The 14,990-nt window shown below is 42.0% G+C and carries 15 protein-coding genes and 2 pseudogenes; 3 read left to right on the plus strand and 14 right to left on the minus strand.

What is annotated here, in order from left to right; genetic code table 11:
- Positions 1-72: 72 nt before the first annotated feature.
- The 3 genes from BGL89_RS00935 to BGL89_RS00945 all read right to left on the minus strand — a co-directional run bounded on the left by BGL89_RS00935 (position 73) and on the right by BGL89_RS00945 (position 4,598).
- The gene (locus tag BGL89_RS00935; RefSeq protein WP_286823758.1) at positions 73-1,917 is read right to left on the minus strand and encodes an AAA family ATPase; all 1,845 of its coding nucleotides are present in this window, start codon (positions 1,915-1,917) and stop codon (positions 73-75) included.
- An 83-nt stretch (positions 1,918-2,000) separates the two neighbouring features.
- On the minus strand, positions 2,001-3,902 hold the full coding sequence (locus BGL89_RS00940) for an ArsA family ATPase (protein WP_286823759.1): 1,902 nt from the start codon (positions 3,900-3,902) through the stop codon (positions 2,001-2,003).
- Positions 3,903-3,914: 12 nt separating this feature from the next.
- Positions 3,915-4,598, minus strand: coding sequence for a GvpL/GvpF family gas vesicle protein (locus BGL89_RS00945; RefSeq protein WP_286823760.1), 684 nt, complete (start codon positions 4,596-4,598; stop codon positions 3,915-3,917).
- 92 nt (positions 4,599-4,690) lie between these two features.
- On the opposite strand from BGL89_RS00945, the gene BGL89_RS00950 reads away from it, so the two are divergent.
- Complete coding sequence (locus tag BGL89_RS00950; protein ID WP_287753869.1) at positions 4,691-5,023, plus strand: gas vesicle protein; 333 nt, start codon at positions 4,691-4,693, stop codon at positions 5,021-5,023.
- A gap of 154 nt (positions 5,024-5,177) precedes the next feature.
- Here BGL89_RS00950 and BGL89_RS00955 read toward each other — a convergent pair whose 3' ends face one another.
- The 11 genes and pseudogenes from BGL89_RS00955 to BGL89_RS01005 all read right to left on the minus strand — a co-directional run.
- On the minus strand, positions 5,178-5,441 hold the full coding sequence (locus BGL89_RS00955; protein ID WP_286823764.1) for a gas vesicle protein GvpG: 264 nt from the start codon (positions 5,439-5,441) through the stop codon (positions 5,178-5,180).
- 14 nt (positions 5,442-5,455) lie between these two features.
- Positions 5,456-6,190, minus strand: coding sequence for a gas vesicle protein GvpF (gene gvpF / locus BGL89_RS00960; RefSeq protein WP_286823766.1), 735 nt, complete (start codon positions 6,188-6,190; stop codon positions 5,456-5,458).
- 15 nt (positions 6,191-6,205) lie between these two features.
- Positions 6,206-6,679, minus strand: a complete 474-nt coding sequence (locus tag BGL89_RS00965) for a gas vesicle protein K (protein ID WP_286823767.1) — start codon at positions 6,677-6,679, stop codon at positions 6,206-6,208.
- Between the two features lie 285 nt (positions 6,680-6,964).
- Positions 6,965-7,273, minus strand: coding sequence for a gas vesicle protein (locus tag BGL89_RS00970; protein WP_287739907.1), 309 nt, complete (start codon positions 7,271-7,273; stop codon positions 6,965-6,967).
- A complete protein-coding gene (locus tag BGL89_RS00975; RefSeq protein WP_286823771.1) occupies positions 7,230-7,640 on the minus strand; it encodes a gas vesicle protein in 411 nt (136 codons plus the stop codon). Before BGL89_RS00975 ends, BGL89_RS00970 begins: the two co-directional genes overlap by 44 nt.
- A 30-nt stretch (positions 7,641-7,670) precedes the next feature.
- Positions 7,671-8,711, minus strand: coding sequence for a gas vesicle protein GvpN (gene gvpN, locus BGL89_RS00980; RefSeq protein ID WP_286823772.1), 1,041 nt, complete (start codon positions 8,709-8,711; stop codon positions 7,671-7,673).
- Positions 8,712-9,331: 620 nt separating this feature from the next.
- Positions 9,332-9,871 (minus strand): gas vesicle protein GvpC, encoded by a 540-nt coding sequence (gvpC, locus tag BGL89_RS00985; protein ID WP_286823773.1) that lies wholly within the window; start codon positions 9,869-9,871, stop codon positions 9,332-9,334.
- Positions 9,872-10,306: 435 nt separating this feature from the next.
- A complete protein-coding gene (gene gvpJ / locus BGL89_RS00990; RefSeq protein WP_502692586.1) occupies positions 10,307-10,450 on the minus strand; it encodes a gas vesicle protein GvpJ in 144 nt (47 codons plus the stop codon).
- 374 nt (positions 10,451-10,824) lie between these two features.
- Positions 10,825-10,959, minus strand: a complete 135-nt coding sequence (gene gvpJ, locus BGL89_RS00995; RefSeq protein WP_502692587.1) for a gas vesicle protein GvpJ — start codon at positions 10,957-10,959, stop codon at positions 10,825-10,827.
- A 1,062-nt stretch (positions 10,960-12,021) separates the two neighbouring features.
- A complete protein-coding gene (locus BGL89_RS01000) occupies positions 12,022-12,291 on the minus strand; it encodes a hypothetical protein (RefSeq protein WP_286823775.1) in 270 nt (89 codons plus the stop codon).
- Positions 12,292-12,591: 300 nt separating this feature from the next.
- A pseudogene (locus BGL89_RS01005) lies at positions 12,592-12,840 on the minus strand (helix-turn-helix domain-containing protein); the annotation flags it as partial.
- 249 nt (positions 12,841-13,089) lie between these two features.
- Here BGL89_RS01005 and BGL89_RS01010 point away from each other — a divergent pair.
- Together BGL89_RS01010 and BGL89_RS01015 are read left to right on the plus strand one after the other, a co-directional pair.
- Positions 13,090-14,427 carry a helix-hairpin-helix domain-containing protein gene (locus BGL89_RS01010; RefSeq protein WP_286823777.1) on the plus strand — a complete coding sequence of 446 codons (1,338 nt, stop codon included), beginning with the start codon at positions 13,090-13,092 and terminating at the stop codon, positions 14,425-14,427.
- Positions 14,428-14,541: 114 nt separating this feature from the next.
- A pseudogene (locus BGL89_RS01015) lies at positions 14,542-14,990 on the plus strand (hypothetical protein); the annotation flags it as partial.

A 14,990-nucleotide genomic window follows, 5' to 3' on the forward strand; every position in this document is an offset into this window, starting at 1 on the left:
AATTTTCCTTTTTAGGATGGTTTTCCTGAGTTGAGATTCTCCCCCCTTACTTTAAGTAAGGGGGAAAAAAAATCAATTGGCACGCTGTTCAACCAACAGTTGGTAAGCATGATTAAAATCAGCCGTTGTAATGCGAATCTCAGCCGGGTCAGTCATTCCCTGATGGCGATAACGACGAATTGCCATCAGTGCCGCTTGGTTACATAATAACGCTAAATCTGCGCCATTCCAGCCTTCGGTTGCCTCGGCCCAATAGCCTAAATCCACATCTTGTAAAGGACGTTCATCATTATGGACACCGAGAATTGCTAAACGACTAGAGGCATTCGGTAAATCAACTTTTAACTGTAAATCCAACCGTCCCGCTCGCAATAAGGCTGGGTCTAACGCATCTGGGCGATTAGTGGCTCCAATCACTAAAATCGTTGCCCCCGTTTGCAACCCATCCAACTCCGTGAGGATTTGTCCCACAACCCGGTCACTCACTCCTGAATCCCCACTATAACGACCTCTTGCTGGTGCTAAAGTATCAATTTCATCAATAAAAACTACACAAGGTGCTGCCTGACGAGCTTTGGCAAACAACTCACGCACCGCTTGTTCACTCGCACCCACCCATTTACTCAAAAGCTCAGGTCCATTAATACTAATAAAATTAGCTCGCGCCTGAGATGCAACCGCTTTGGCCAATAAGGTTTTTCCCGTTCCGGGTGGCCCCCAAAGTAAAATACCTTTGGGAGCTTGGGCTTTGGTTTGCGTATATAATTGAGGATGGAGTAATGCCCCTTCCACGGACTCCTGTAGGGTTTGTTTAATCTGTTCAAGTCCGCCAATATTGTCCCAGTCCACATGGGGAGATTCCACTTCCACAGACCGCAATACCGCCGGTTTAACTTCTTTAAGGGCTTGCAAAAAGTCGGCTTGGCCTACAGTCATTGTTTCTGGAATTTGGGAGTCAATCGTAGGAACCTGGCGTCGCAAAGCACTATAGGCCGCTTTCTGGCAAACGGCTTTTAAATCTGACCCGACAAATCCCACCGCATTATCGGCAATCAGAGCTAAGGAAACTGACTCATCTAGGGGCATGGAACGGGTGAGAATATTGAGGATTTCTAAACGGCCTTTGCGGTCAGGCACCCGAAAGAGGACTTCTCTGTCAAACCGTCCAGGGCGACGGAGGGCAGGGTCAAGATGGTCGGGACGGTTTGTCGCAGCTAGAACAATCACCCCTCGGCTTTGGGCAAAGCCATCCATTAAACCCAGCAATTGGGCCACCAGTCTTTTTTCTACTTCCCCTTCAACTTTACTGCGGTCGGGTGCCATGCTATCAATTTCGTCAATAAAAACGATACAAGGCGCATTCTTACTGGCTTTCTCAAAAATTCCCCTCAGTCTTTGCTCGGCTTCCCCATAATATTTGCTGATCACCTCTGGTCCTACTAAGGCAATATAATTAACACCGAGTTCTTCGGCCAAAGCACGGGCGGTCAGGGTTTTACCGGTTCCAGGGGGTCCGACTAAGAGAACGCCGCGAGTGGGTTCAAGTCCTAACTTAGCCAACAAGTCAGGGCGTTTCAGAGGAATGGCAATTAGTTCTTTGAGTTCTTTAATCACTTCCGTCAATCCACCAACATCTTTAAGGGAAGCAGTGGTGGGTTCTTCTGGCTGTGTCATATTGTCTTTAACCTCTGAATCAGTGGAGGATGAGCGATGGCGATTGACCTCAAAATCATCCCCGCCAGAATTGCTCGGACGAGAAACCCCCCCTGAACGGGGAATACCGCCAGAACGGGGAATATTACTCAAGGGACGAGAATTAAATTGCATTTCGGTTTTAATTTCCCCTTTTTCCAGTTTTTCTTCTAAGATTTTCGCCAGTTCGACTAATTGCTCAAAGCCTTTGAATAATTCTGCCATAAAATTTCTCCTGAATCAATTGAAGGATGGGGACTGGGTGATAGATGGGGTTAAGAAGTCCGACTTGATAAGACTAATTACCTTTAAAATAACAGATCTGCTGCGCCTTTTACCCGGGCTAGAGGTTCTACTGACCGGGGTAAACTGGGTAAGCGGATCAAAGTTTGATCTGGGAATAAATCCCGATCAATTTCCTCATTAGCATGATAACGATTCTGCACGACATAACGTTGATAGATTCCCATTTTTTTCAAAGATGCTGTCAATCGCAGTTGTTCGGCAACGATCGCATCTTGGGCTTGTAAAATTCCAATAAATTCTGTATGTTGGGGGTCTTTTAGTTTTTTCTGGGCAGACATCACTTGTTGTCTTAAGGTTCGCAATCGTCCCATTAAATCTACACGCCCTAAGACATTTTGATACTTCATCCAAAGCTTAAAAATCCAACTTAACCAATCTCCTAAAGCCGTTGGCATTTCCAAAAATCGCAGGAGATGACCGGTAGGAGCCGTATCTAAAATAATCAAATCTTGTTGTTTCTGGTCTAATAAATCCATCACTGTTACTAGGGATAACATTTCATCAATTCCTGGCAGAGATTGAGCTACAATTTGTCGCCAAGCTTCTGGAGTATAAGCTAGTTTGATGTTTCCTTCTTCGTTACCTTCACCACTAATCATTTCTGCCAGTTCCCATAAATAATCATCCCGAAATTTTTCTAAAATGATATCAGCATCAACTTCTTGACCACTTAAATTATCAGTTAATTGTGTGGATTGATGTCCTAACTTTGTCCCAAAGGCATCTCCCAAAGAATGCGCTGGATCAATAGAAATAATTCTAATTTTTTGCTCGGGATGACGATTAGCTAACGCCCAACCAATGGCCGCGGCAACGGTTGTTTTTCCCACCCCCCCCTTGCCACCAATGATAATGAGTTGGCGTTTGTCGTCAATAAAATCACTAAAACTCGGCAGAATTTTTTGCGGCCATTGAATAGGAGGTGGGGGAGTAAATTCTACTTTTTCGATGATTTTAATTTGACTCATGATCTGATCTAATGCTTCACCTCCTAGTGGTTCTTTTGATTGTTGGGGCAGGGTGAAAATTGTCTCTTGACCTTGGATTTTTAGGAATTTATCGAGGAGTTGCTGTTGCTCACTATAGCGATCTAAATTTTGCTTAGGATCCGTTAGAATTCGATTAATAAATAAGCTGCCGCAGGGAATATTTAAGTGATGCAAACTATTGAGCAATCGTTCGGTTTCTACTAAACTCATCGGTTCGGCAATTGCCACAATTAAACAAAGGGTAAAATCCCGATCTTGTAGGATTCGTTTGCCTTCGGTTAATTCTGCTTGTGTTTTCACTAAAAAGTCATCCACATCATCGGCATTGTAGGTTTTTGAAAAAGTTTGCGAAATAACACGATGTTTTTCTTGAAACAACTCTAGAGAATTTAAAATAATCTCTAAAAAGTCTTTAATTCCCAATAAATTCAAGGTATGACCAGAGGGAGCCATATCAACAACAATTCGATCTACAACATTGTCAATAAGTAATCGTTGAATTTCTAATAGACCCATAATTTCATCTAAACCTGGCCAGTCTAAATCCCAAACAGGAGTTAAATCTTCTCCTTCAACAAAACTGCCCCGTTCTACTAAAATTTCTAAAAATTTTCCGTATTTTTCTTTAAATTCTAAGAGCAATTTTTCCGCATCTAATGCCCTAACTTTTAAGTTGGATAAGTCTTTTACAGGTGATGCTTGATCGCTAACTTCTGTTTGCAATACATCCCCTAAAGAATGAGCCGGATCGGTTGAGATTAATAGGATTTGTTCCTCGGGAAATAATTTAGCCCAACGGCGAGCAAATCCACAGGAAAGAGTAGTTTTTCCCACTCCTCCTTTGCCACTAAACATAACTAAATGTCGAGTGTCATAACGACTTAGAGAGTTATTTACCAAGTTAAAGTTAGTCATAGAAAAATCAAGTTAAGTAAAGTGATAGGGGGGAGAAACTTGTTCTAATTGTAATTGCCAACGGGGGCAGACTTTCTGCCAATGCAAGACTTGCTCGATTAGTAAAGGTTCTTCTTGAAAATTAACTAAAAGATAAATTCGTGATTCTGTACCTGGAGCAGTAATAATCCTCGTTGACGGATAGCTTTGGGTCACTAAATGCACGAGATTTTGCCATTCTGAACCTTGCAAAGTATAAAAATCTTGTTGGGCTTCATAAAGCTGTTTTTTGGCTAAAAAATATTGTCTGCCCCTGCTTTCAGAAAAGAGTACAGGCTCCTCTAGCTTACGGGGAATACATTTTAAAAGATATTCTCCTTTTCCCTCAACTTCTTCAATTTTTTCTTGATATTCTTGGGCATGAGAACAAAGATGAGTCAGTAAATTTTCTGCCTCTAAAAAAGATGTGCCAAAACGTAAGGGTAAAATAGTGGTTTGTTGAAATAATTCACAGATGACTCGATCATGGCATAAAACGGATTGAATCAAGCGTTCATCATCATTTTGTAAAGTGTCTAAACAAACTTCGGGTTCGACTACGGCCGAGAGGTCTCCACCAGTTATCAGTAACAATGGGTTAGCCATTCCAACGGGTAATGTTAGGCTTTCTATTGGGGTTTTCAAAAAAGCGTAAGTATATAGATTGTACAATTTCATAGGGTTTACCAAAAGAAAATTTACGATTTTTTACAAGTTTTTATATTGGGGCGTTGATATGCTAGGATATTCTAAGTTATTCAGGGATTGTTATGACAACCACTCGTTCACCCAGATCAATTAGATCTAAAATTAGCACTATGCCTCGGAAACAATCTGAAGCAGATCAGCAACTTGAGCTTTATAAGTTAATTACTGAAAAACAACGTATCCAAGAAAAATTAGAAATAATGGAGCGGCAGATTCAGCAGTTAAAAAGTCGTCTGACGTTTGTGACAGATCAAATTGAGACTACAGAACAAAGTATTCAAAATTTGCGTACAGTCAATCCTCCTAGTTTAGCTAAAAAACCTGATTCCCCCAAAACTGTTGCCCACTCCTCTAATAATTCTAGTAATTTCCAAGCTTTTTACCTAGAATATTAAGGCTTAATCAAGGGCTAGTTCTGACCAAGCTTCAAAGAGTTCTTGAGCTTGTCAAAGCCGCCCTTACTAAGCGCCGCTACAATTTGTGATTTTGTTCATGGCCTACAGGGTGGGAAAGATTGTCAGTTCTGAACGTGGGACGTATAGAAAAATTTTAGAGAGAAGATTCAGATTGGTCTTCTGCCGCCTCTTCTTCTTCTAAGGCTTGAATTTTTAATAAAAGTTCTTCTTCCTGAATTTCAAACTCTTCCTCGGAAATGTTGCCCATATCGTAATCTAGTTGTAAGGATAATAATAATTTGTGCAAGTTTTCAGACTCATCATATTCTATATCTGCACGCTCTTGAATTTTTTCCCCAATCCAGATCAGACCCCCAATAGGACCGGTAACAGGAAGAAATAAAAGATCGAGAAACATAACTAATACTCTCCTTAGATAAGTTGGGCAAAGGTATAGGGTGCGGTTAAATTGTTATAGCGAATTCTTAGGCGATCACCAAACTGCTGATCGATCGCTTCAACGTTTTGGCTAAATTCCGGCTCTTGCTCCCAGGGAATTAAATAAGCTGCATTGTAAATCATGTCATCCGTCATCGGATCGCTTTCAATCACCTCTTGGGCGCGATGATTTAATTTATCTCTAAAGACTTGAATAACGTCTTGTTTCCGTTGAAATACAGTGCCTTCAATCATTTGACCTATATGGATAATTTCTTCCATATTTAAGTTTTTCCCCATCATCGCATCCCGTTCTTGCTTTAACTTAGGATTAGACTCCAAAGCCGCTTGTAATTCCCACTGATTATCCCAAAAAATCTTAATGCTAACTTCTCGTTGGCCTGACAGTTTAGCAAATAATTCTTTCAGTTGGTCTTTATACGGATTAATTAATTGTTCGGTGACGGATTCCCAGTTTTTTATAACTAACCCAAACCGCAGTGGTAACAAGGTTGTAAACCCTGCTTCCATGGCAGTTTCTAATACTTTTTCATGGCAAATTAAATAGCGACGGGATGCCAAATACTTTTCCTTATGAGCAAGGGAGTAGAGAAAACTAAAACCCTCAATCATCTCACTGTGAACTGGCTCATTATCAATCCCTTGCAAACCTAGTTCGTCAGGAACTGGTTCGGGAAATATTCCATATAAATAAAGACCCACTGTCATCAGTATTCTCCCAAATTAAACCGGCTGAGAAGTTAAAACCAAACGAAGCTTTAGATGAATTAGATCTAGTTGAGCTAAACCCAGATCAACATTTCCTTCCACAACAACTCCCGTATTGAGGAGTCGATCCACTAATTCTAACACAGAAGGCTTAATACCCTCCTCTCCGGGGTAATAACTCCCTGCTTCAGGTAAAAGAGTTCCAAACTCTCCTAGGTGGACATTTAACTCTTCTGGCTCAACCTCAAAAATTTCACACAAATGGAGAATTTGTTCTTGCAATTTTTGGATACTTTCGGCAGCTCTGTCTAAATCAGACTCACTGAGAACCCCTTTTTCCATCCGGCGAATGATTTGGGCTTCGAGCAATTGGCGTACCAGTTCCACGACAGTTAACAGTAAAGGGGCTAAACCGGCTTGGCTGTTACTTTCTGGACGGGTCAGCAAGGCTTGATTATCAGAATCGTAAGGTGTGCAAGCAAGTGTCATGGTTGGAATTGGTAAATGAGCAGTTTTTGACGGTGAGTCTCTAGTGGGGAGCTTGGCCAAGAAATTTTATCTGAGGGAAAATAATGATGTAATTAAACAATGTCAACTTTCCTCTGCACTCAATTTGGTTAAAGATTTTAAGGTTTGAAGTCGGCGTGAAAGTTCCAGATTTTCTGCCAATAAAGCTTGGGATTGGCTAGGGAGGTAGGGGTCGCTTTCCCACCCATTAATTGCCATCTCCCTTGCTCTATCAACAGAGGCAATCGTTAACTGGTATAAACTTCCTTACCGGAGGAATTTCAATGTATATAAGGAATGTGCCTGCTCGTTCGGACTGCTATCACGGCTCTCCATTACACTCAATTTGGCTAAGGATTTTAAGGCTTGAAGTCGGCGTGAAAGTTCCAGGTTTTCTGCGAATAAAGCTTGGCATTGGCTAGGGAGGTAGGGATAACCTTGCAAGCCGTTAATCGCCGTTTCCCTTGCTTTATCAAGGGGGGCAATCGTCTCGTGTAAATTTCCTAACCTTTGAGGATTCAAGTGAGGAATTTCACGCATCTGAGGAATGTGCTTCATCGTTCGGACTGGGATCATGGCTCTCCATTGCACTCAATTGGGTTAAGGATTTTAAGGTTTCAAGCTCGGTTTCTAGGGTTTGGAGTCGGAGTGAAAGTTCCCGATTTTCTGTTAGTAAAGCTTGGGATTGGCTATGGAGGTAGGGATCCCCTTCCCACCAGTTGATTCCCATTTCCCTTGCTTTATCAACAGAGGCAATTAACAAACGAATGCGGATATTTAGAAGTTCAGTGGAGGCGATCGAAACTGAAATATCGCCAGCAATCACAATTCCTTTATCTAAAACTCGTTCAAGGATATCCGCCAAACTCGAACCTTGAGTTGCTGTTTTCAGGGAGTTGTTTGATTGGGTTTTGAGCGAGCCAGCAAAAGTGGAAGAAGTCACGGTTGGTTTCACCCAATAAGAGTATAAAATCTAGTCTTTTTGCTTCAGCAAGTTCGTTCGCAGTAAAGATTGAATGGCTTTGATCGATTGATTTCCTGTGGAAGGCTCAGAAGTTGACGCTGGGGCATCGGAAGGCTCCTCTTCCTCTCCAACGGATAAGGATTCTACCAGATTGTCGTCGAGGATTTCCCATAAAATAGCTCTTGAGCTATCAATAGGTAAGCTTGTGCGGGACAAGAGAACATCGGCGCAGATATCACGGAAGTCGGCATCATCGGAGTGGGCCACAATATCGTGAGAGGCGCAGACTTTAGCAATCATTAAACAAGAGCGCAAACCTGACGTTTTTTCAGTCGCAGTTTTCAAACGAAAGTTTTTGACGAGGTTGACAATAAATAAAGCATCTTCTCGACCAATCCCCGTTTTTTGGGTAAGAATTTCAGTCTGAGTCAGTTGATCTGGTTCAGGCATATTAATGGTTACCAACCGATCCATTAAAGCATCTTGGGTAGCATGAACCCCACAATATTCTTCTGGGTTGGAGGTGAAAATTGCCCGAAATTGAGAATTGACTTGTAGGTAATCGGGTTGATGGCTAGTTGGCGGCAGGGTGAGAATTTTTTCTTCCAAGGCAGAGAGTAAAACGTTGTTGACTTCAGGTCGAGAACGATTGAACTCATCATAAACTAGGGTAAACCCCTCGCGACAGGCCATTGTTAACCGAGAATCCACCCAATTGTGTTTTAGCTCGTCTTCAACTTTGAGAACGCTGTGGATATAGTTATCCGTCAGTTTTTTATGGGTATAACCAGACTGGCTACCAATTAAATCCGAACTGGTAAAGTCATCATCGCCAAAGATCAGCATCACAGGTCTGGCTAAACAATTGGCCAGATGCATTGCCAATGTGGTTTTTCCCGTTCCCGCTGGGCCACATAGATGAATGGAAAAACCAGAGTTTAGATAACGTAAGGCGCGGGTGGCAATTTGATCAATCGAAGGCGTAACAACGAATTGACCGGGGCGAAGGCAGAGGACGGCTCTTCTCGTTTGAGTTTCAGTAACTGTCATAGTTGAAATCTAGTAAATACCATTGATAATCCCCGCCTTAAGCCGACGGGTATTCTTGAGCTAACAACTGCCCGTTTAGGTTTCCCCTTAATAACCGAGTAGGCAAGAACGCTTGTGTTACCCGAATTTTACGGCAAGTTTAATCGTCTTTGGCTTTTAAGGCTTACCTCATAATAATATCACAAAAAACTAGGAACTGTCATTTAGATCTAGAACCTTGATTCTGAAGGTATTTCAGGATATTCATTAGTCAAGGGACTAAGGGTCTAAAATTCTTGTCTAGATTACTTTTCAAGACTTAAACATTGACAAGCCCAGATGCAGTCCTTTTCCCTTACCTCCTTTGTCAATATAAAGACTACTAATGAGAAAATTAACTATAAACTAAGTGAAGTTTTATGATACTTCTTAATTTACCAGAGCCCTAGAGCAGCCTGAAGGGGAACCCACCACTCCTACGTTGAGTCTAGAAACTTAAAAAAGCAGGGTCAGAATGGTAGGTTTAAAACCAAAGGCTCATTGTGGTATTTTCAGATAGTCCTCTAGTTTAGCCATGAAAAGGGACTAGAGGGTTTTTACTCTAGCCCTAGGCTTAAGTGGGTTGGAATTAACCTAGAGATTTATTTGCCAAAAACGTAGATAGACAACTCTTGACGAAATTGACGCAAATCGTCTTTTAGCTGTTTCGCTTCCGCTAAACGTCGTTCTTGAAATTGACTTAAATCATCCTTCACCTGTTTGGCTCGATCTAGATGAAGTTGGCGTAAGTCGTCCTCTAGCTGTTTCGCTTCCGCTAAACGCTGTTCTTGAAATTGACTTAAATCCTCTTTTAGCTGTTTGGCTCGTTCTAGACGCTGTTGACGTAGGTCGTCAGCTAGCTGTTTCGCTTCCGCTAAACGCTGTTCTTGAAATTGACGTAAATCCTCTTTTTGCTTTTCCGCTTGAGCTAAACGCTGTTTTTGGGTAGCTGTTAAAAACACGCGGCTGTCTTGTTGAACTTTTTGGAAAGACTCGCGCAAAGCAGTTGCCTGTTCTTGCGCTTGTTTTTGTCTTTCAGTTTTGACATCCAACAGAAAAGATTGGACTCCTCGCGAGAGTTCAGCTACTTCTTCAGCAATCGATAAACGCTCCTGGCGGAACTTTTCCATGAGAGCAGGCATGGGGTTGTCCTCAACTACTAAATACTATGGAATGGACTAGAGCCAATCACCCGTTGAAAAAAACATTCACGGGGACTGGGGGGAGAGACAGTAGATTCCGACTTTTCTTATTATCCAAAAGTTGAGATAGCGAACTACCACAGATCAAGGTGCGCGGCTTCCTACCCAAAGAATTGCTTTCTATTCCGAAAAACAGCGAGCTTTACATTCTGGCGATAGGCGGTAAACCTAGCTACAAGGGACAAAATCACGGTAACAAAAATAATTTGTATGCGTCTAGCTTTGTTTCCGCTATCCGTTGCCGTGCCAGCCCTATCAATTATAGACTATTGCGCCCCAAGAGAGGGGTAACTAAACTCAATAGGGATTTAAAGAAAAGCCGAGAATCTGGAAAACCCGGTAGGGTTTTAACTCAGCCGATGGGAGAATCTGGGATCAATCCTTAAGCAGGAACCGCTGTAATAATTCGATTCCCACCAGAGAGACGCGAACCCAAGCATCAATAACGATACCTTTGTCAAGGATACGATCGATAACTTCAGCCAAGCTAGAGGAAGAGTTAGTTTTTTCAACTGCCATGGTAATAGACCTTTTTGTTAGTTTTATAGAGAGTGTACAGCGCTGATCCAAAAGTTGAGATGGCAAACTACCCCAGACCAAGGGGCGCGGCTTCCTACCCAAAGAATTGCTTTCTATTCCGAAAAACAGCGAGCCTTACACTCTGGTGATTGGGGGTAAACCTAGCTACAAGGGACAAAATCACGGTGACAAAAATAATTTGTATGCGTCTAGCTTTGTTTTTGCTATCCGTTGCCGTGCCAACCCTATCAATTACAGACTATTGCGCCCCAAGAGACGGGTAACTAAACTCAACAGGGATTAAAGAAAAGCCGAGAATCTGGAAAACCCGGTAGGGTTTTAACTCAGCCGATGGGAGAATCTGGGATCAATCCTTAAGCAGGAACCGCTGGAACCCAGGCATCAATAACGATACCTTTGTCAAGGATACGATCAATAACTTCAGCCAAGCTAGAGGAAGAGTTGGTTTTTTCAACTGCCATGGTAATAGACCTTTTTGTTGTTTTCATAGAAATTGTACAGTGCTGAAATCATGGAGGATTCAGAAATTCATTCGGTTTTTCTGCCTTCATCACTTCCGCAATTTGAAGAATAACACCTTTATTTTGTCGTTGTCAATATCTAATCTCGATTTTTTTCGTTAAGAAGTGTGTAGTCATTTCTCAGTTTTGTGCTTAAGAAATGCAATCAATTCTCATTTTTGTGCTTAAGAAATGCAGTCAATTCTCATTTTTGTGCTTAAGAAATGCAGTCAATTCTCAGAAAAGGCGGGTTAAGGTCGTTGCTGGTACCCTTTTTTCTGAGCAAAACTCTCAGAAAAGGCGGGTTAAGGTCGTTGCTGGTACCCTTTTTTCTGAGCAAAACTCCCCATTTGAACGGCAGGGCGAGCGCACCTAAAAACAATACAAATACAAGAACCTTGCAGGGATAACTGGACTTCCCCCCAAGAAAAATAATGAAACCCTTACCGCAAGGTAGTCTTGGCGATCGATGGACTACCCTTGACTGGCTACAATCGACTCGGAAGGTTAACTGGAGCCTGTTTTGATTGATCGCACCTATGCTTTCCTTATCAAGCGATCGCTGGCTCTAGCCAAGAGCTGCCATGGACATAGAACAAATAAACTAATAGCAAAAGCCTTGCTTTGCAAGGCTTTTAGGTGCTTAAATTACAAATGTATGGAAATTTCAGTTTTAATGGTCGCTATCTTAGGTGTTATTTGTGGGGCTGAGGGGTGGACAGACTTGACAATCTAGCCATCACACTGCGAAGATGTGTGATGGGAGATTCTTGCTTCACAGTAAGCTGCTTTTTGAGACGAGTCCCAACGAGTCTTATAGTCTCCTTGGTCTTGGGGCTATCTAGGGCTTGGTGATAGATTAGGGCATAGGGATAGGTACGAAAGAATGACAGACTTAGTTGATCATTTCAAAGTGCAATCCCTCTCTGAGAAAGGAATTGCACTTTGGGATGTTAGTCACGACTATTGAGAATTGGTATTAGCCATTTTTTCCTGGACTCTAGCCACTATTTTCAGAGATTGCTGTAATGCGGATTTGTTGACATCCGTTTAGGTGGATTGACCGGCCAGAAATTGTCTTTGATAGTCTAAAAACTCGCCATGCCATTCCGCAAAACGCCGCTCCCCATCTCTGACTAAAAATTGGCGGTAGGCTTCCGAGGAAATCCAAGGCTTTGTTGGACGTTGTTGGGCCGAACGAGCTTGGTATTCAGCCGTTGATTGACGGCAGTCGTTGTGATAATTTTGGTGCCATTCGCGATAGCGCCGTTCTCCATCGCGCACGAGGGCTTGGCGATAGGCTTCTGAAGATAGATTCATGGTGTTACTCCTTTTCAAATACCTTGATGGCTTGGCCAGAATTATAACACAATCCGTGAACTACCCAGTGCTGACCTCTCGTCAAGATATGCCCTTGCCCTCAGTTGCCAGGTTTCTTTGCTATCTCAACTGCTGCATTTTGTCCCGCTTTGCGTTGCTACCCTTTAACCAAATTTAGTAGGACCAGCAAAGAAATTAGTAAAAGCTGTTTATAGAGTCCATTTGGTATCTTTCCCAAAATCATTACCCAGTATGGATTAGAGCGAATTAGCCAAAATACCTGTAATTCTTACCCGTGAAGTGTCTTAAACCTTGTGGCAAAGGGCCACAGCTAACCTCATTCAAGAAGTCTAATTCTTCTTGTTTTTTCTCCTGGGTTAACATTGAAGAAGTTTGACTGTATCCTACTCTTTCTTGTCTTTCGTACCCAGCTTGTGTTCTGACATAGAGAGCTTGATTGTAAACTAATCTTACACAGCCCAAGGTGTGCCGCAATAGCGACTCTTGTTCGGGTGTTGGGTAAAATCGAAACTAATAGGCTTTCTCCACGCCTCACATTCTAGCATATATGGTGTAAATGCGCTAGTATTTAATAGTAAAGCCAACCTGAAACGACGGGGTTTCAGACCAAAATTTTCGATGATGTTGTTTAATTTGATCGTAACCTATTGTAGGTAGAATATACACTTTAGTTATTAATATGGTAATTTTTTTGTCCTGGGGAGCCTGATGGAGCAAAGAAATGCTATATTTCTATTAGCACCCTTGCCAAAATCTCTGGAGAGTTGAGTTACTAATATGGTGAAAATTATCGGTCGTCAATCCTTGGGAAGAAAACCCGTTTACGATATTGGTGTGGAGAAAGATCATAATTTTTTGCTGGGCAACGGGTTAATTGCCTCCAATTGTTTTAATAAATCTCACTCTACCGCTTATGCTTACGTCACCTATCAAACCGCTTATTTAAAAGCTAATTATCCTGTGGAATATATGACAGCGTTACTAACTGCTAGTAGCGATAATCAGGATAAGGTGGAAAAGTATCGAGAAAACTGTCAGAAAATGAATATCGATGTCGAACCTCCCGACATCAATCGATCGCAAAAACATTTTACCCCGATTGGACGCAAAATTCTCTTTGGTTTGTCCGCAGTTAGAAATCTGGGCGAAAATGCGATCGAGGCTATTTTAAAAGCGCGGGAAGCAACAGGAGGAAAGTTTACTTCCTTAGGTGATTTTTGCGAGCGTGTTGATTTGCGATTGGTCAACAAAAGAGCTTTAGAAACGCTAATTTATTGTGGTGCTTTTGATAAAATTCAACCCAATCGCCATCAATTAATTGAAGATTTAGAATTAGTAGTTGCCTGGGCGCAAAAACGCACCAAAGAGAAAGAAAGTGGTCAAATGAATATTTTTGATATGCTAGGAGGTAGCACAGAAAATAAACAAGAATCCGAGTTTGAACAGTCTCCCAGTGCGCCGGCAGTGGAAGATTTTTCCCTACAGGAAAAGTTAAGACTGGAAAAAGAACATTTGGGTTTTTATGTTTCCGAACATCCTTTAAAAGCTTTACAAAGAGCCGCTCAAGTCCTATCTCCTATCAATTTAGCCGACTTAGAAGAACACAAAACCAGAAAAAAAGTCAGTGCAATTGTCCTATTAAATGCCGTTAAGAAAATTCTGACCAAAAAAGGGACTCCCATGGCTTTTTTAACCCTAGAAGATGCCTCGGGACAGTCGGAAGCGGTGGTTTTTTCCGATACCTATGAACGTCTGCAAAAATTATTAGTGGAGGAAGCAACTTTAATGGTGTGGGGAAAAGTTGATCGCCGAGATGATCGGGTACAATTAATTATCGAAGATGCGGAACCGATCGAAACCATTAAAATGGTGATGGTTAATTTATCGCTGCAAGATGTCGTCAACCAAAATCGTCAAAATCTTCTTAAAAGTATTCTGCAATCGGGAGACAAACAAAAGGCAAAAGTTCCCGTTATTGCCACCATTGGTGCGGGAACTCAGCGTCAATTTGTGCGTTTAGGACAAAACTATTGGGTAGAGGATGACAATTCGGTGCTAGAGTCTCTGAAAGTTGCGGGTTTTCAGGCTAATTCTGCACCTCTGATTAATCATTAAATGCTAACTGGCAATCACCCAAGAGCCATGGCTGCGCCAATATTGTTCCTGTAAAACCTTCTCGATTTCCTGTTTCGATAATAATTCTCTTTCGACCCACAAATCAAGACAAATATGGATTTTGATCACCTCTTTGACACTATTGCCACTCTTGTCCTCCATCATTCTCCTAGTGGAATGGAAACGGAAATCGAGCGCCTGTTACTAGAACGCTTTCAAGAGTTAGGATTAGAAACATGGCAAGATCAAGCGGGAAATGTCATCGGCAAAATTAGAGGACGAGATTCGACCCAAAAAATTGCTATTACTGGTCATAAAGACGAAATTGGTGCTATTATCAAAGCAATTAATCCCGATGGTACTCTGCAAATTCGCCAACTCGGGGGAGCTTTTCCTTGTATTTACGGAGAGGGAGTGGTGGATATTATCGGTGATCAAGAAACCAGATCGGGGATTCTCTCCTTTGGTTCCCGTCATCGAAAATTTTGGGTGGGAAACCCCGCCGTTCTAGGTTGGCTTTACGTTAGAATTAAAAAGACCGTCTCGAAAACCAAGTGGGCGGA

Origin of the sequence: Microcystis sp. LSC13-02, assembly GCA_002282935.1 — a bacterium.
GTDB lineage: Bacteria > Cyanobacteriota > Cyanobacteriia > Cyanobacteriales > Microcystaceae > Microcystis.